This is a genomic window from Streptomyces sp. NPDC036984, assembly GCF_055607665.1.
The window spans coordinates 1-16,301 of the sequence record NZ_JBVJRL010000005.1; the positions used below are offsets into that span (position 1 = coordinate 1).

At 73.1% G+C, this 16,301-nt stretch carries 12 protein-coding genes and 2 pseudogenes; 4 read left to right on the plus strand and 10 right to left on the minus strand.

Features of this window, described 5'->3' with window-relative positions; all coding sequences use genetic code 11:
• Positions 1–143 precede the first annotated feature (143 nt).
• Positions 144–482 carry a hypothetical protein gene (locus tag ACZ7DL_RS11935; protein ID WP_470773599.1) on the plus strand — a complete coding sequence of 113 codons (339 nt, stop codon included), beginning with the start codon at positions 144–146 and terminating at the stop codon, positions 480–482.
• Positions 483–491: 9 nt separating this feature from the next.
• Here the strand turns inward: ACZ7DL_RS11935 and ACZ7DL_RS11940 are convergent.
• Positions 492–779 (minus strand): annotated as a pseudogene (locus ACZ7DL_RS11940) (RICIN domain-containing protein); the annotation flags it as partial.
• Positions 780–860: 81 nt separating this feature from the next.
• Here ACZ7DL_RS11940 and ACZ7DL_RS11945 point away from each other — a divergent pair.
• Positions 861–1,178, plus strand: a pseudogene (locus tag ACZ7DL_RS11945) (glycosyltransferase); the annotation flags it as partial.
• 216 nt (positions 1,179–1,394) lie between these two features.
• Here the strand turns inward: ACZ7DL_RS11945 and ACZ7DL_RS11950 are convergent.
• Entirely contained in the window at positions 1,395–2,420 is a 1,026-nt protein-coding gene (locus ACZ7DL_RS11950) for an alcohol dehydrogenase (RefSeq protein WP_470773600.1), read from the minus strand.
• 123 nt (positions 2,421–2,543) lie between these two features.
• Positions 2,544–3,206 carry a TetR/AcrR family transcriptional regulator gene (locus tag ACZ7DL_RS11955; RefSeq protein ID WP_470773602.1) on the minus strand — a complete coding sequence of 221 codons (663 nt, stop codon included), beginning with the start codon at positions 3,204–3,206 and terminating at the stop codon, positions 2,544–2,546.
• Between the two features lie 140 nt (positions 3,207–3,346).
• Between ACZ7DL_RS11955 and ACZ7DL_RS11960 the strand changes: the two genes are divergently transcribed.
• Complete coding sequence (locus ACZ7DL_RS11960) at positions 3,347–4,600, plus strand: YncE family protein (protein WP_470773604.1); 1,254 nt, start codon at positions 3,347–3,349, stop codon at positions 4,598–4,600.
• 52 nt (positions 4,601–4,652) lie between these two features.
• On the opposite strand, the gene ACZ7DL_RS11965 is transcribed toward ACZ7DL_RS11960, so the two are convergent.
• On the minus strand, positions 4,653–6,515 hold the full coding sequence (locus ACZ7DL_RS11965; RefSeq protein WP_470773606.1) for an endoglycosylceramidase: 1,863 nt from the start codon (positions 6,513–6,515) through the stop codon (positions 4,653–4,655).
• An 82-nt stretch (positions 6,516–6,597) separates the two neighbouring features.
• Complete coding sequence (locus ACZ7DL_RS11970; RefSeq protein ID WP_470773608.1) at positions 6,598–8,628, minus strand: GTP-binding protein; 2,031 nt, start codon at positions 8,626–8,628, stop codon at positions 6,598–6,600.
• Between the two features lie 183 nt (positions 8,629–8,811).
• On the opposite strand from ACZ7DL_RS11970, the gene ACZ7DL_RS11975 reads away from it, so the two are divergent.
• Positions 8,812–9,918 carry an XdhC family protein gene (locus ACZ7DL_RS11975; RefSeq protein ID WP_470773610.1) on the plus strand — a complete coding sequence of 369 codons (1,107 nt, stop codon included), beginning with the start codon at positions 8,812–8,814 and terminating at the stop codon, positions 9,916–9,918.
• A gap of 42 nt (positions 9,919–9,960) precedes the next feature.
• Here ACZ7DL_RS11975 and ACZ7DL_RS11980 read toward each other — a convergent pair whose 3' ends face one another.
• Genes ACZ7DL_RS11980 through ACZ7DL_RS12000 form a run of 5 tightly spaced genes read right to left on the minus strand, consistent with a single transcriptional unit; the run spans position 9,961 to position 16,286 of the window.
• Positions 9,961–10,551 carry a GNAT family N-acetyltransferase gene (locus ACZ7DL_RS11980; RefSeq protein WP_470773612.1) on the minus strand — a complete coding sequence of 197 codons (591 nt, stop codon included), beginning with the start codon at positions 10,549–10,551 and terminating at the stop codon, positions 9,961–9,963.
• Between the two features lie 22 nt (positions 10,552–10,573).
• The gene (locus ACZ7DL_RS11985; protein WP_470773614.1) at positions 10,574–11,077 is read right to left on the minus strand and encodes a metallophosphoesterase family protein; all 504 of its coding nucleotides are present in this window, start codon (positions 11,075–11,077) and stop codon (positions 10,574–10,576) included.
• 9 nt (positions 11,078–11,086) lie between these two features.
• Positions 11,087–12,097 carry an SDR family oxidoreductase gene (locus ACZ7DL_RS11990; RefSeq protein WP_470773616.1) on the minus strand — a complete coding sequence of 337 codons (1,011 nt, stop codon included), beginning with the start codon at positions 12,095–12,097 and terminating at the stop codon, positions 11,087–11,089.
• A gap of 32 nt (positions 12,098–12,129) precedes the next feature.
• On the minus strand, positions 12,130–13,239 hold the full coding sequence (locus tag ACZ7DL_RS11995) for an enolase C-terminal domain-like protein (protein ID WP_470773618.1): 1,110 nt from the start codon (positions 13,237–13,239) through the stop codon (positions 12,130–12,132).
• 2 nt (positions 13,240–13,241) lie between these two features.
• Complete coding sequence (locus ACZ7DL_RS12000; RefSeq protein ID WP_470773620.1) at positions 13,242–16,286, minus strand: FAD-binding and (Fe-S)-binding domain-containing protein; 3,045 nt, start codon at positions 16,284–16,286, stop codon at positions 13,242–13,244.
• Positions 16,287–16,301 lie beyond the last annotated feature (15 nt).

Sequence of the window (16,301 nt, forward strand, 5' to 3'; positions counted from 1 at the left end):
TGGGGCTACGGCCGCTCGCTGGAGTGGGCGACGTCCTGCCCGCCGCCGCGGCACAACTTCCTCACCCTGCCGCGGATCCGCAGCGAATCCCCGGCATTCGACCTGCACCACCCGGGCGCCCCTGAGCGGGAGTTGACAGCGCGATGACGGCCCACGAGGAGCGGGATCTCGTCCGGGAGATCGAGGGTCATCTGCTGCTGGCCGCCGCACGCGAGGAGGGCCGTATCGCCGCGGCGCGCCTCGGCTCCCGGCTCGACCGGCTCACCGACACCCAACGCGAGGACGTGGAACGGCACTTCGAGGACGAGTACCTGGCGCTCGTCCGGCTCTCGTGGCATCGCACGGCCGAGCGCGCACAGCAGCTGCGGCAGGCGTACGAGTCGCGCTACCGGGCGCTGCGCCGGCGGCTGCTGGCCTGCTGTGTGCTGGGGTGCGCGCTGCTGGCGGCGGCGGTCCTGGTGGCGGTGTCCGCCGCCGCGTAGTGCGGGCTGTCAGGTCCGGGTCCACTTCTGGCCGGCGCCGCCGTTACAGGTCCACAGCACCAGGGAAGTGCCGTTGCCGGTGCCGGTGTCGTATGCGTCCAGGCACAGTCCCGCGTGGACGTTGGTGACCGTGCCGTCCGCGCCGAAGGTCCACTTCTGGTTGTCCTGGCCGTTGCAGTCCCAGATGACGACCTGGGTGCCGTTGGTGGTGCCGAGGTTGTAGGCGTCGAGGCACTTGTCGCCGTAGACGACGAGTTCCTTGCGGGAGGTGTACGTCCAGGCCTGGTCGGCCGAGCCGCCCGCCGCCCGTGGACGACGGGGTGTTGCGGCGCTGCCGAGCGCGGACCCGCCATACTGGCCGTCGTGCGGGTTGCCATCATGACGGCGGGATCCCGGGGCGATGCCGCCCCCTACACCGGGCTGGGGCACCGGCTCGGCCTGGCCGGGCACGAGGTCACCCTGGTCACGCACGACCGTTTCGAGCCGCTGGTGGCCGGTTCCGGGGTGCGGTTCCACGCGCTGCCGGTGGACCCGCTGGCGGAACTCCGGTCCTCGCGCGGCCGGAGGCTGCACCGCAGCACCAGCGGCGCCGGAAAGCTGCTGCGGGTGGTGGACCTGGCGCGGCGCCTGATCGGGCGGCTGACCGAGGACCTGCTCGACGCGGCACGGGACAGCGACGTCCTGCTGCTGTCCGCCCCCGTGCTCGCCGCGCTGGACCGGCTGGACGGCTGATCATCCCGGCCCACGGCAGCCGGCGCACGGCGCCCTCGCCCGACTCGGCCGGTGGTCGGCACCGTGGGGAAGCCGGCGATGCCGGGTCCCGGCCTCCGGCCGGTGGACAGAGCCTCCGAGGCGTCCGGCCGGTAAGCAGAGCCACCGGGGCATCCGGCCGCCGGCCCGGATCGCCCGGACTCAGCCGGTGGTCAGCACCATGCGGAAGCGGGCGGTGCCGGAGAGCATCTTGTCGTACGCCTCTCCCGCCCGCGCCAGCGGCACCGTCTCGGTCATCGGGCGGATCCCGTGCAGGGCGCTGAACGCCATGGTGTCCTCCACGTCCTGCGCGGTGCCGGACGGGTGGCCGCGGACCACGTTGGCGCTCATGAGGAGCTGGACCGGGCTGATGCCCAGGGGCTCGGGAGACGCACCGATGACGACCAGTTCCCCGCGCGGCGCGAGACCGTCCGCGGTCGCCGTGATCGCCTCGGAATTGCCCGCGGTCGCCAGCACCGCCCGGGCCCCGCCGAGGGACTGCAGCGCCTCGGCCACCGGGGCCCCGGAGGTGCTGTCGACGTAGTGGTGGGCGCCCAGCTGCTTGGCGAAGTCGGCTTTCTCGGCGCCCCGGGCGATCGCCACGGTCTCGAAGCCCATCGCCACCGCGTACTGCACGCCGAGGTGGCCGAGGCCGCCGATGCCGAGCACCGCGACCAGGTCCCCCGGCCGGGCGGAACTGCGCCGCAGTCCGTTGTACGTCGTGACACCCGCGCACGCCATGGGTCCGGCGTCGGTCGCCGCGAGCCCCTCGGGGATCCGGGCCAGGGCGTCGACGGGGGCGATCAGCTGCTCGGCGAAGCCGCCGTCGTAGGCCCAGCCGGGAACCTTCAGATTCGGGCACACGATGAAGTCGCCTTCGCGGCAGGGCCGGCAGTGGCCGCAGCTGCCGCCGAACCAGCCGACCGCCACCCGGTCACCGACCTGCCAGCCCCAGTCCTGCGTGCCCTCGCCGAGCGCCGCGATCCGCCCGGCGATCTCGTGTCCGGGCACCTCCGGGAACGTGATGCCCGGCAGCCCGGCGGTCACGAAGAAGGCGTCGCTGTGGCAGATCCCGCACGCCTCGACGGCGATGCGCACCTGGCCGGGCCCCGGCTGCGGCACCTCGCGCTCGACCAGCTCGAACGGGCCGCCCGCGGCGGTCACCTGCGCGACTCGATAGGTACTCATGGGTCTCTCCGGAGTACGGGTACGACGGTCCCCCGCACCAGCAGACCAGCTCGGGCCCGATCCCGCGCGCCGAACGGGCCGTACCCCCGCCGACCTGGGCGGTCCGGCTCCCCGGCCGCGTTTTCAGGTCTCCTGCGGACGCCAGCCCTCCGGCCGGAGGATGCCCAGCAGCAGCCGGACCAGCTCGTCCACCACCTCGTCCAGCGTGGCGTCCACCCAGCCGGCGGTCCAGTCGTGCAGCAGTCCGTTGACGCTGCCGATGAAGGCGGTGGCCGCGAGGCGGTAGTCGCGCGGCGCAGCCTCCCCGCGGGCCACGGCCGCGTCCGCCTCGGCGCGGATCAGGTCGACCCAGCGGGCCCGGCGGGCGAGGCGCTGCTCCTCCAGGCGGCGGCTGACGCCGATGATCTCCACGAAGGCGATCCGGATGCGCCGCGGATCGGAGGTGACACCGCGGGCGTAGGCCCGGAAGAGGACGGTGGCGCGCTCGGCCAGCGGCAGGCCGTCGGCGTCGCCGAGCGCGTCCAGGACGGCCTGTTCGGCCCAGCCGTTGACCTGGAGGTGCAGGGCGGCGAGGACGTCCTCCAGGGTGCGGAACTCCTCGTAGAACTGGCGCGTGGACAGACCGGCGGCCTGGCTCAGGGCGGCCACCGTGGTGCCCCGGTATCCGGGCGTGTCGCCGAACAGCCGCAGTGCCGCGTCCAGGAAGCGGCGGCGCCGCTCGGCCTGCCGTTCCTCGGCGGACCGGCCGCCGTAGCGCCCCGTCGGCGCCCTGAGCCTGCCCCCCACGTCTCCCCCTCCGTCACCCCACCGGTCACCCAATCTTGTCGTGCACACATCTTGTCGAGAAGGCCGCCCCCTCCTTACTTTTCAGTAAGTTCACTGTGAATGCGCACGTGTTCAGTTTTCCCCGAGGAAAGAGAGCCGTCATGGCTGCCTCCAGAACCAGGCACCTGTGCTCCGTGGCCGCCGCCCTCGTCCTGACTGCCGCCGCCCCGGCGACCGCCGCCAACGCGGGCTCAGCCGCCCCCGACGGCCTGCGCGAGGTGCTGTTCGTCGGCAACAACTGGGACGGCACCGCCGATGTGATCCGCTCCTCCGGCGACTTCGCGAAGATCGGCCGGATCAACGTCATCCCCGACAAGGACGCGCGGATGGCGGAGATCAACGCGGATCCGATCAAGTGGATCTACTTCCAGGCGATCCGCAACAGCGTCGGCGAGGGCCACGACCAGTTCGCCGACGACATGTACTCCACCCCGGACGGCAGGTCGGTCGTGGTGTCCCGGCCGAGTTTCGCGGACGTCGTCTCCATCGACCTGGCCGGCGGGAAGATCAACTGGCGTTTTGCGGTGGCCGGTTACCGGGCCGACCACATGGCGGTCTCCCCGGACGGCACCCGGGTGGCGGTCTCCGCCTCGACCGCGAACACCGTGCATGTGCTGGACATCGGCACCGGCAGGCAGCTGGGGTCGTTCGCGACCGGCGACAAGCCGCACGAGAACGTCTTCACCGGGGACGGCAAGTACATCTGGAACATGTCCATCGGTGACGTCAACACCGCCCTGGACGACCCGGGCTGGGACTGGACCAAGGGCGACCGGCACATCACGGTCGTGGACGCGACGACGTACAAGCAGGTCAAGGTCGTCGACATGCGGCAGCGGCTGGACGCCTTCGGGCTGAAGGACTTCTCCGACGCGGTCCGCCCGGCCGTGTTCTCCCCCGACGAGTCCAAGCTGTACTTCCAGGTGTCCTTCTTCAACGGCTTCCTGGAGTACGACGTCGCCACCGACAAGATCACCCGGCTGAAGACCCTGCCGAAGAACCCGGCGACCAGCGAGGACCGCACGACCTGGGTCAACGACTCGCGCCACCACGGCATTTCGATGAATCCCGAGGGCACCAAGCTGTGCGTCGCGGGCACCATGGACGACTACGCGGCCGTGGTCGACCGGGCCTCGCTCCAGGAGGGCCCGCTGGTTGCGGCGTCCAAGCCGTACTGGGCGACCGTCAGCGGGGACGGCAAGGACTGCATCGTCTCCGAGAGTGGCGCCGACCAGGTGACGGCGATCGACTTCGCCACCGGCCGGAAGGTGGCGTCGGTCCCGGTCGGTGACCACCCGCAGCGCGTCCGGCTGGGGCATGTGCAGGCCGACTGGACGGGCCCGAGCGGCAGTTGACGGCCGACGGACCGTGGCCTCCGGGGTGCCCCCACTCACTCCGGAGGCCACCTCACGGTCGGAAGCGGGCCGCCGCCCACGCGGCCAGCTCGGCCTTCGCCGCGGTGAGCAGGTCCGCCGACGGCGCCGTCGCCCCGTTGGTCACCAGCGCGTAGTGCAGCACACCGGAGTCCGCGTCGCCGAGCAGCAGCCGGCGGCTGCCGGTGCCGCCCGGCTCCGGGGCCACGGCGACCGGGGCGGCGGAGGTGGGGGCGGGCGGGGCGTGGACCGTGCCGAGGTCGGAGACGACCGTGGTCGCGGCGGTGGGGAAGGACGCCGGCAGGTGCAGTTCGGTGGGCGCGGTGCCGTCGCCGGAGCGCCACACCAGCACGCCGTACTGGCCCGAGCCGACCAGTTTCGCCACGTTCGGCAGGGAACTCGGCACCGGGTTCCAGGTGAGGGTGGTGGAGCCGTCGCGGGAGCGGTCCTCGTAGGTGAAGGCGAGCGTGGTGCCGGCCGTGGCGCTCGGATAGACGCGGTCCAGGAGACGGGCGTCCTGGCGCAGGGTGACGTTCCCGGAGTCGTCGAGCCGTACCGCGGACAGGTCCTCGTCGTTCCAGGCGTCGCCGGCGGTGAGCACCTTGTCGGGGTTGCCGTTCATCAGCTCGTGGTGGCGGCCGTTGTAGAGGTCCCACTGCCACTGGGTGCCGGACAGCACCGGGCCGGAGGCGGCCGGTTTCGTCCACCAACTCGCGCCGGGAAGGCGCGAGTCGAGGGCCTGGTACATGGCCTTCAGGACGGTCGGCGCCTTGTCGGAGACCGTGCCGGACAGGGGGTGGCCGAACTCGCTGACCAGGGCGGCGGTGCCGGCGGCGAAGGCGCGGTCGCGGACGGCGGCGAAGTCGGCCGCGTACTGGCCGTCGGCCGCCTTGCCCCACATCAGGATCCCGGAGATGGCCTTCTGGTCGTAGAAGTGGGTGCTGAAGGCGTACCCCGGGCCGAGCGTGCCCGCGTCCAGCAGGCCGCCCTCCTGCTTCTGGGTGGAGATGTTGGCGTTCCAGAAGAGGTTCGGCTCGACGAGGGCGGGCTTGTGCTGCCAGCCGGCGGCATCCATGCGGGCGCGGAACCGCACGTAGAACGGCCAGAGCTGATCGCGTTCCCAGGCGCGGGAGGTCTGTCCGGAGTCGTAACCGCCCGCGTAGGGCTCGTTGTACGGGTCGAAGCCGGCGATGCCGGCGAACTCCTCGGCGCTCAGGTGCTGTCGCACGTACGTCATGGCCGTCTCGGCGGTGGCGAGGAAGGCGTCCTGCAGGCCGTGGGAGTTGTGCCAGAAGTCGTACTGGGCCTTCTGCACGGCCGCGTTCCCGGTGATGTTCTGGCCCCAGAAGAGACAGATGCCGCACGACTCCTTCGGGTAACTTCCCGCGTCCACAGCCCACTTGGGGGCGCCGTCGCCGGTGTACCAGCTGCCGGTGTGGAACAGGTACCGGGAGTACAGGTCCTGGTGGAAGTCGGGGTGGACCCGGATGCCCGCGTCCAGGAACGCGCGGATCTGTTCGGTGGCGGCGGCCAGGTAGGCGGTGTCCACCTGGCCGCGTACGGGTTCGGCGTGCGCCCAGGAGAGCAGGAAGCGGACCGCGTTGCCGCCGCCGAGAGCGCGCAGCGCGGCCGCGGACCTCCGGGCGTCGGCGACCGAGGCGAAGGGCAGGCCGCCGTGCTCCTCCAGTTTGGTCTCGCCGGAGACGTTGTAGCCGCGCAGGACGATCTCCCGGCCCTGGCCGTCGGTGAACCGGCCGCCCCGCACGGTCAGCGGGGCTCCGTCGAACCAGAGGGAGTCGGAGGGGGTGGCGGCGGTGGCGGGCGGGGCGCCCGCCACCGTCAGGGATCCACTGAGGACGACCAGAACAGCCAGTAGACGCACCCGGATATTCGCCATGTCCACCACAGTCCGGCGATGTCCGGAGAGCGTCAATAGCTTCTGACTCATCAGTAAGTTGACTAGTAGTCAGCTCAGCCGCTCACTCCCCCACCCGGCGGGTCACGCTCAGCAGGTACTCCTTGCGGTTCAGCGGGTTGTGGTCGGTGCGCGGCCGCTCAGGGACCGTGCCACGGGTCACCGGCGCGTAGTGGTCGAAGGCCGTCTCCAGTTCACCCTCACCCCGGGTCAGCCCCGGCAGCCGCTGCTCCAGCGCGTGCACCCGGGCGGCCGGCACCGTGCCCTCCAGCACACAGGCCGTGGCGTGCGTGCCGGTGGTCTCCGCGACCGCGCCGAGCCGGGCCAGCACCGGCAGCAGCACGCCGAGCGTGTCGGCCGGCGCCTCCAGGCGGAAGCGGTGCACCGGTTCGTGCACCAGGGTGCCGGCCCGGCGCAGCGCGTCGACCAGGACCAGCGGGGTCAGGCCCCGGAAGTCGTAGCCGGTGCTCGACATGCTCTTGTCGAAGCGCTGGTGCGCGTGGCTCTGCCGGGGCGAGTAGCCGGAGTGGGTCATGGTGACCGTGCAGTCGGTGACCTGCCAGCCGTGCAGCCCCTGGCCGAGCGTCTCCCGGACGGTGTCCTCGACGGCCTTGAAGAAGGCGTACGGCATCGAACCGAGCTCCACCTCCAGCCGGAAGTCCACGCCCGCGCCCGGCGGGGCGGGGTCGACACGCAGGCCGACGGTGGCGAGGAAGGGGTTCGGTTCCTTCTTGTTGAACTCCACGGCGTGCCCGGTACCGACCGGCCGTTCGATACACAGGGTCGTCGTCTCCCGGAAGGTGACGTCCAGGCCGTACTCGTCGGCGAGGGTCGCCTGGACGACCTCCTTCTGCACCTCGCCGTAGAGCGACACGGACGTCTCCCCCCGCAGCTCGTCGTGGCGGACGCCGATGAGCGGGTCCTGTTCGGCGAGCTGGGTGAGCGCGAGGTGCAGGGAGCGCCGGTCCGTGCCGGGCCCGGGGACGACGATCGTCTCCAGGGTGGGCGGCGCGAAGTGATGCTCGTACGACCGTCCCGGCACTCCCCCACGCTCGGCTTCGCTCGAGCGGGAGGCACCGCGGGGGGACCCCCAGATCGCGTCACCGATCCGGATGCCGCCGAGGCCCCACACCTTGACGATCCGGCCCGCGCGGGCGCTGTCGGCCCGGCTGTCGGTGCCCCGGTCGAAGACGCCGAGCGCGGTGACGCGGCCCTCGTCGCCTGGGCCCCGGCGGCCGTCCCCGAACAGGATCCGGTCGCGGATGCGCAGGGTGCCGGAGAAGAGGCGGGCGTAGGCCACCTTCTCCCCGGCCGGCCCGCGCTCGACCTTGAAGACCGTGCCCGACAGGGGGCCGTCCGGGTCGCCGGCGGCGGCCGGCAGCAGCCGTTCGATCCCGCCGATCAGCTCCGGTACGCCGGCGCCGGTGATGGCGGAGCCGAAGTACACCGGGTGGACCGACGCATTCCGGGTCTGGGCGGTCAGGGCGCCGCGCAGCCGGCGCCCTGGGACGCCGCCGTCGAGATAGGCGGCGAGCAGGCCGTCGTCCCGGTCCGCCAGCGCCTCCAGCGCGGCCGGGCCGAGTCCGGGCCGGAAGCGGGCGGCGCGCGTGCCGAGCCCGGTGGCCGTCCCCATCGGGACGAGCGGTACGGCCAGCCGCTGCGCCATCTGGCGGAGCACGGCCGTGTCCCGGGCGCCGCGCCGGTCGATCTTGTTGACGAAGACCAGGGTGGGGATGCGCAGCCGGCGCAGGGTGCGCATCAGCACGCGGGTCTGCGCCTGGACGCCCTCCACGGCGGAGACGACCAGGACGGCGCCGTCGAGCACGCCGAGCACCCGCTCCACCTCGGCGATGAAGTCCGGGTGACCGGGGGTGTCGATGAGGTTGACGGTGACGCCGTCGAGCGGGAACGACACGACGGCGGACTTGATGGTGATCCCGCGCTGCCGCTCCAGCGCCAGGGTGTCGGTGGTGGTGCTGCCGGCGTCGACGCTGCCGATCTCGTCGATCACTCCTGCGGTGTGCAGCAGCCGTTCGGTCAGGCTGGTCTTACCTGCGTCGACGTGCGCGAGGATTCCCAGATTGAGCAAGTGCACGAAGCGTCATGTCCTTGAGAGAGGGGGCCATTCCTACCGGGGTGGACATGGACGCAGTGCGCATCTTCGCTCCTGGTTCGCTCGGGAACTCGACCGGTGCAGTGCAGCAGAAGGGCGGCCTCGACGCCAACGGATTAACGTTCAACGAGAGCCCGTGGCGGGGGTTGAGCCGAGGAGCGGACGATGCGTGAGATTCTCGCCGTACTGGACCGGTGGTACGCCGCCCGGCTGCCGTTCGGGCTGGCCACGGTCGTCGCGGTCAGCCACAGCGCCCCGCGCGGGCCCGGGGCCGCGCTGGCGGTCGGCCCGGACGGCGAGGTGGTCGGCAGCGTGTCGGGGGGCTGCGTGGAGGGCGCGGTGTTCGAGCTGGCCCAGGAGGTGGTGGAGACCGGCGCGGTGCGCCTGGAGACGTTCGGCTACACCGACGACGACGCCTTCGCGGTCGGGCTCACCTGCGGCGGTGAGATCACCGTCCTGGTGCGGCCGGTGACGCCGGCCCGGGATCCGGTGTTCGGCGCGGTCACCGCGTCCGTCGCGGGCGGTGAGCCGGTCACCGTGGCCACGGTGGTCGACGGGCCGGCGCCGCGCGGGGCCACCCTCGCCGTGTGGCCGCGGACGGCCGCCGGGAGTCTGGGCACCCGGGGGCTCGACGTGGCCGTCGCCGCCGACGCGCGCGGCGAACTCGCCCTCGGGGTGACCGGCCTGCGGCACTACGGGCCGCACGGGGAGCGGCGCGAGGACACCGTCACGGTGTTTCTCCAGTCCTTCGCGCCGCCGCCGCGCATGCTGGTGTTCGGCGCGATCGACTACGCCGCCGCCGTGGCCCGGCTCGGGGACTTCCTCGGGTACCGGGTGACCGTGTGCGACGCCCGGCCGGTGTTCGCCACGCCCAGCCGGTTCCCGGAGGGCGTGGAGGTCGTCGTGGACTGGCCGCACCGGTATCTGCGCGGCACGCGCACCGACGAGCGGACGGTGATCTGCGTCCTGACCCACGACCCCAAGTTCGACGTACCGGTGCTGCGGGAGGCGCTGCGGCGCCCGGCGGCCTACATCGGGGCGATGGGCAGCCGGCGCACCCACGACGACCGGCTCCGCCGCCTGGTCGAGTCCGGCCTCGGCGACTCCGAACTGGCCCGTCTGCGCTCCCCGGTCGGCCTGGACCTCGGGGCCCGTACGCCGGAGGAGGTGGCGGTGTCGGTGGCGGCGGAGATCGTGGCCCTGCGATGGGGTGGCACGGGGGCACCGCTCAGCAGGACGAGCGGGGCGATCCATCCGCGGGCGGTGGTCTGAGGCTCGTCTTCGGGGCACCCGGCCGGCACTGCCCTGCGCGCGCTACTCGGGGTCTCCGGCCACGCGTGCGTGCAGGTGCTGGTCGTGCCAGCCGTCGGCGTGCAGCAGGGCGCTGCGCTGGGTGCCCTCGAAGGTGAAACCGGCCTTCTCGGCCACCCGGCAGGACGCGGGATTGGCCGTCGAGTGGCACAGCCGCAGGCGGTGCAGGCCCAGGTCGGCCAGCGCCCAACGGGCGAGCCGCCGGGTCGCCGCGACGGCTACACCGCCGCCGCGCGCCTCGGGCAGCAGCCAGTAGACGAGCTCCGCCCCGCCGCCCGCGAGGTCGACGTCGTTGAGCCCGATGAGCCCGACGGCCGGACCGCCCGGCCGCGCTACGGCCCACACGGCGCCGGTCTCGGCCCGCCACCGCTCGTGCATGCGGTCGATCCGGGTGCGGGCCTCGGCGCGGTCGGCCACGCGGAACAGGTTCCACCGCCGGATCGCGGGGTCCTGCCCGGCGGCGACCAGCGCGTCGGCGTCCGCGGGCCGCCAGGGCCGCAGCTCCCGGCCGTGGGGCAGGGCGAGGACGGGCTGCGCCTGACCGGCCATGCGACCTGCGGGTACGACGTGCGGTATGCCGGCGTGGGAGATCATTCCGGCATCCTCGCACAGGTGATCACCCGCGCTGGGGCAGGCGGTGCAGGGTCACGTCGGTGAGCGTTCCGCCGGCGACCGTGGCCGTGAGGTAGGTGCAGTGGGGCTGGCGGCGGCGGTCGGTCGGGGAGCCGGGGTTGAGCAGGCGCAGGCCGCCGGGGCCGGTGGTGTCCCAGGGGATGTGGCTGTGCCCGAAGACCAGCACGTCCAGGTCGGGGAAGCGGGCGGCACAGCGGGCCTCGCGGCCCTGGGCGGGGCCGGTCTCGTGGACGACTCCGAAGCGCAGGCCGCCCAGCTCGGCGTACGCCACCTCGGGGAGCCGGGCGCGCAGGTCCGGGCCGTCGTTGTTGCCGTACACGCCGATCAGCCGGCGGCTGCGGCTCTCCAGCAGGTCGAGGGTGGCGGTGTCGACCCAGTCCCCGGCGTGGAGGACGACGTCCGCGTGCGGGAGTTCGGCGAGCAGTTGCTCGGGGAGCCGCTTGGCCCGCTTGGGCAGGTGCGTGTCGGACATGAGGAGGAGGCGCACCCCGTCAGCCTATGCGGCTCGCCCGGTGAGGCGGCGCAGGCCGCGTACCGTGCCCAGCAGGGCGGCGCCCGCGCCGAGGGCGGTGGCCGCGGGGTGCCGGAGCAGGGTCTCCTGCCAGGAGCGGGCGTGCGCGCTGTCGTCGAAGGAGCCGTGGGCGCCCTGGTCGTCGGCGGGTTCCCGGTCCACCGGTGCGAAGAGGTTGTCCACGCCTACGGGCGGGATGCGGTCGGTCTGCTGGGAGTCGTAGCCGGTGCGGGCCAGGTAGCGGTCGAGGAGGGCCGGGGTGAGCCGGTTCGCCCAGAGGGTGGCGACCGTGGTGGCGCCGATGTAGTACTGCTTGCGCCGCGGGTGGTCGGCGGCGTAAAGCACGCCCCGCGCGGCTACCTCGGGCTGGTAGAACGGCGCGACCGGCATCGGGTGCCGGGAGAGCCGGGAGCGGACCCATTCGAACTGGGGGGTGTTGACGCCGGGCATCTGGGCGACGGTGATGTGCACGTTGCTGCCGCGGTGCAGCAGTTCCGTGCGCAGGGAGGAGGTGAAGCCGTTGATGGCGTGCTTGGCTCCGCAGTACACCGACTGGAGCGGCACCGACCGCTCCCCGAGCGCGGAGCCGACCTGCACGATCGTTCCGCGGTCGCGGGGCATCATCCGCTTCAGCGCGGTGCGGGTGCCGTTGACGAAGCCGAGGTAGGTCACCTCCGTGGCCCGCTTGAACTCCTCGGGGGTGATCTCCTCGAACGGCGCGAACACCGTGGAGAACGCGCAGTTGATCCATACGTCGATGGGGCCGAACGTCTTTTCCGCGGCTTCGGCGGCGGCCTCCAGCTGCGCCGGGTCGGCCACGTCGGCCACCTGCACCAGGGGCCGTCCGCCGAGCGCCGCGACCTCGTCGGCCGCCGCTTCCAGGCCGCCCTCGCCGCGCGCGACCAGGACGACCTCGGCGCCGCGCCGGGCGTACAGACGGGCGGTGGCGCGGCCGATGCCGGCGCTGGCGCCGGTGATGACGACGGTGGGGGGCATGGTCCTTACTCCTCTTGCGTGCACGGTGTGTGTCACTCCACCCGGTAGGGCGCCGCCCGCTCCGCCACGAGGGTCAGGCCGAGGCCCGGTGCCCCGTCGGCGCCCGGCGTGATGCTGCCGCCGCCGGGATCGAGGACGCCGTCGAACAGGAGCCGTTCGATGCGGACGTGGTCGTGGAACCACTCCAGATGGCGCAGGTTGGGCACGGTGGCGGCCACGTGGGCGTGGGCGTGGGGCGCGCAGTGCCCGGAGACGTCGATGCCGCGCGCGTGGGCGAGTGCGGCGGCCCGCAGCCAGACGGTGATGCCGCCGCACCGGGTGACGTCGGCCTGGAGGCAGTCGACGGCTCCGGCGGCCAGCATGTGCTCGAAGTACGGGAGGGTGTAGCCGTATTCGCCGGCGGTGACGTCGATCGGGGTCCGGCGGCGGATGTCCGCGAGGGTGGTCAGATGGTCGGAGGAGACGGGTTCCTCGAACCAGGTGACGCCCTGGTCGGCGAGCGCGTCCGCGATGCGTACGGCCTGCCCGCCGGTGTAGCCCCCGTTGGCGTCGACGTACAGCTCGGCGGTGTCGCCGATGGTGGCCCGTGCCCGGGCGACACGTTCCAGGTCGCGGTACTGCCGGGCGCCCCACGACTCCCCGATCTTGATCTTGACGTGGGGGATGCCCTGTTCCTCGGTCCAGCCGCGCAGCTGGCGTTCCTGTTGCGCGGTGTCGTAGGTGGTGAAGCCGCCGCTGCCGTAGACGGGGACGTGGTCGTGGGCGGCGCCCAGCAGGCGGACCAGGGGCAGACCGAGCAGGCGCGCCTTGAGGTCCCACAGCGCGATGTCGACGGCGGCGATCGCCTGCGCGGCGACGCCGGGCCGTCCGGCGTTGCGCACGGCCCGGCCCATGCGCTCGTTGGCGCGCGGCACGTCGTACGCGGAGCAGCCGGTGACGGTGCCGGCGAGCAGTTCGCGGACGACGTGGGCGGTGGCGGCGGGCGCGTAGGTGTAACCGAGCCCGGTGGCGGTGCCCGCGCGGGCGGTGACCAGGACCAGGGTCGTCTTGTCCCAGGCGAGCGTGCCGTCCGCCTCGGGGGCGTCGGTGGGCACGGTGTAGACGGCGGTGTCCACGGCCTCGACGGCCGGCTGGTCGCTCATGGTCACCGCCTCTGCTGCCGCAGCGCGCCCACGGCCCCCGCGGCACCCAGGGCGAGGGCGGCGGCGGAGGCGGTCGTCGCCCAGCGGGTCGTACGGGAGGGCCCGGCGGGGCGGTCGGCGAGCCGCTCGGGGTGGTCGCTGGGCAGGTTGCCGTCGAGGGCGAGGGCGAGGACCTCGGCGAGGTGCAGGGCGCGGCGGCCGGTGCCGCCCTGCTCGATCTGGGTGCGGCAGCTGAAGCCGTCGGCGAGGACCAGGCTGTCCGGGGCGGCTGCGCGCACGGCGGGCAGGACGCCCTGTTCCGCGACGGCCATGGACACCTCGTGGTGGCCGCGTTCGAAGCCGAAGTTGCCGGCCAGGCCGCAGCAGCCCTCGTCGAGCACCTCGGCGTCGAGGTGGGCGCGGCGCATCAGTTCGCGGTCGGCGTCGAACTTCATGATGGCGTGCTGGTGGCAGTGGGTCTGCACGGTGGCCCGCCGGGTCGGCTGCGGTGGCCGCCAGTCGTCGGGGGCGTGGTGGACCAGTTGTTCGGCGAAGGTGCGGGTCTGCCCGGCGAGCCGCTCCACGTCCTGGTCGCCGGGCAGCAGCTCCGGGGCGTCGGCGCGGAACACGGCCGTGCAGGAGGGCTCCAGGCCGACGACCGGGGTGCCGGCCTCCAGGTAGGGGCGCAGCACGCCGAGGGTGTGGCGCAACACCTTCTTGGCCACCGGGAGTTGGCCGGTGGAGATCCAGGTCAGGCCGCAGCAGACGGGCCGGGTGGGGACGGCGACCCGGAAGCCGGCGTCCTCCAGGACCCGCACGGCCGACTTCGCGATCGAGGGATGGAAGTAGGTGCTGAAGGTGTCGGGCCACAGCACGACGGTGCGCGGGTCGGCCGGGTCGGGCTCGTCCCGGCCGCGCGCCCGCCACCACCGCAGGAAGGACTCCTCGGCGAACACGGGCGCGGGGCGGGCGGCGTCGACGCCGGCCAGCCGCTTGCCCAGGCGGGCCAGACCGGGCGCGTGCAGGGCCGAGTTGACCAGGGAGGGGGCGAGACGGCTCAGGCGCGCCCACACCGGGAGCCAGCCCAGGGAGTAGTGGGCGGCGGGACGGACGCGGCCGGCGTAGTGGTGGGAGAGGAACTCCGCCTTGAGGGTGGCCATGTCGACGCCGGTCGGGCAGTCGGATTTGCATCCCTTGCAGGCCAGGCAGAGGTCGAGAGCGTCGTGCACGGCGGTGGAGCGCCAGCCGTCCTCGATCGCGGAGTCCGCGTGCCCGTCGAGCATCTCGAACAGCAGCCGGGCCCGGCCGCGGGTGGAGTGTTCCTCCTCCCGCGTGGCCCGGTACGAGGGGCACATGACGCCGCCCGAGTGGCTGCGGCAGTTGCCGATGCCGACGCAGCGCATCACCGCGCGGTTGAAGGAGTGGTCGTCCTCGGGGAAACCGAAGTGGGTGGCAGGGGTGGCCGGCCGCCAGCCGGGACCGAGCCGCAGTTGCCCGTCGACGGGGTCGGGGTGGACGACCTTGCCGGGGTTCATCCGGTTGCCGGGGTCGAAGAGCGCCTTCAGCTCACCGAACGCGGTGACGAGCCGTTCGCCGAACATCCGGGTGAGCAGCTCGCCCCGGGCCTGGCCGTCGCCGTGCTCGCCGGAGAGGGAGCCGCCGTAGGAGGCGACGAGGTCGGCGGCGCGTTCCACGAACCGCCGGAAGCCGGCCACGCCCTCGGCGGTCTTCAGCCCGAAGGGGATGCGGGTGTGGACGCAGCCCTGCCCGAAGTGCCCGTACAGGGACGGGTGGTCGTAGTCGAACTCCTCGAACAGCCGCTTGAGGTCGCGCAGGTAGTCGCCGAGCCGTTCGGGCGGTACGGCGGAGTCCTCCCAGCCCTCCCAGGTCTCGCGGTCGTCCGGTGGGCGGGCGGTCACGCCGAGTCCGGCCTCGCGGGCCTTGAGCATCTTCTCCTCGCGGGCGGGGTCGTCGGAGAAGGCGACGTTCGCGTCCTTCTCGGCGCGGCCGATGGCGCGCAGCAGCGCGTGCGCCTGTTCGTCGACGTCGTCCTGGCTGTCCCCGCTGTACTGCACCATCAGCCAGCTGTCGCCCTCGGGCAGGACGTCCAGCGAGTCCAGGTAGGCGCCCTCCTCGCGCATCAGCTGGGCCATGCGCCCGTCCAGGGCCTCCAGTTGGGTGGGCGAGCAGTGCTCCAGCAGGCGGGGCACGTCGTCGGCGGCGGCGCAGATGTCGTCGTAGCCGAGGACCAGCAGGGACTGGTACGGCGGCACGGGCACGAGGTCGAGTTCGGCGCGCAGGACGGTGACCAGGGTGCCCTCGCTGCCGACGAGCGCCTTGGCCACGTCGAAGCCGTTCTCGGGCAGCAGGGAGTCCAGGTTGTAGCCGGAGACGCGGCGGGGGATCTCGGGGAAGCCGCGGCGGATGTCGGCCAGGTACTGGGTGGCGATGCGGTCGAGGCCGGCGTAGAGCTCGCCGAGCCGGCCGCCGCCGGCGATGATCCGGGCGCGTTCGTCGGGCGGGGTGGGGCCGACCCAGGCGCGCTGCCCGTCGTAGGTGAGGATCTCCAGACGGCGGACGTTGTCGACGGTCTTGCCGTAGGCCTGGGCGGAGGCGCCGCAGGAGTTGTTGCCGATCATGCCGCCGAGCGCGCAGTGGCTGTGGGTGGACGGCTTCGGGCCGAACTGGAGCCGGTACCGGGAAAGCCGGCGGTTGAGTTCGTCCAGGACGATGCCGGGTTCCACCACGCAGGTGCGCGCCGCCGGGTCGACGGAGAGCACCTTGGTGCAGTACTTGCTCCAGTCGATCACCACTGCCGTGTTGGTCGACTGGCCGGCAAGGCTGGTGCCGCCACCGCGGGAGAGCACGGGGGCGTCGAAGCGTGCGCACACCGACAGCGCCCGCGCCCCCGCCTCGACGGTGCGGGGGACGACGACGCCCAGCGGGACCTGCCGGTAGTTCGAACCGTCCGTGGCATAGGCGCCGCGGCTGCCCGCGTCGAAGCGGACTTCGCCGTCCACCTCGGCGCGCAGGGCCGCCTCCAGGCCGGACATGTCCGGAGGGGTCATCTGGGCTCCTTGGGT

Coding starts and splice junctions, on each gene's coding strand:
- ACZ7DL_RS11935 (WP_470773599.1), top strand. CDS start 144: ATGACGGCCCACGAGGAGCGGGATCTCGTCCGGGAGATCGAGGGTCAT.
- ACZ7DL_RS11950 (WP_470773600.1), bottom strand. CDS start 2,420: ATGAGTACCTATCGAGTCGCGCAGGTGACCGCCGCGGGCGGCCCGTTC.
- ACZ7DL_RS11960 (WP_470773604.1), top strand. CDS start 3,347: ATGGCTGCCTCCAGAACCAGGCACCTGTGCTCCGTGGCCGCCGCCCTC.
- ACZ7DL_RS11965 (WP_470773606.1), bottom strand. CDS start 6,515: ATGGCGAATATCCGGGTGCGTCTACTGGCTGTTCTGGTCGTCCTCAGT.
- ACZ7DL_RS11975 (WP_470773610.1), top strand. CDS start 8,812: ATGCGTGAGATTCTCGCCGTACTGGACCGGTGGTACGCCGCCCGGCTG.
- ACZ7DL_RS11980 (WP_470773612.1), bottom strand. CDS start 10,551: ATGATCTCCCACGCCGGCATACCGCACGTCGTACCCGCAGGTCGCATG.
- ACZ7DL_RS11990 (WP_470773616.1), bottom strand. CDS start 12,097: ATGCCCCCCACCGTCGTCATCACCGGCGCCAGCGCCGGCATCGGCCGC.
- ACZ7DL_RS11995 (WP_470773618.1), bottom strand. CDS start 13,239: ATGAGCGACCAGCCGGCCGTCGAGGCCGTGGACACCGCCGTCTACACC.
- ACZ7DL_RS12000 (WP_470773620.1), bottom strand. CDS start 16,286: ATGACCCCTCCGGACATGTCCGGCCTGGAGGCGGCCCTGCGCGCCGAG.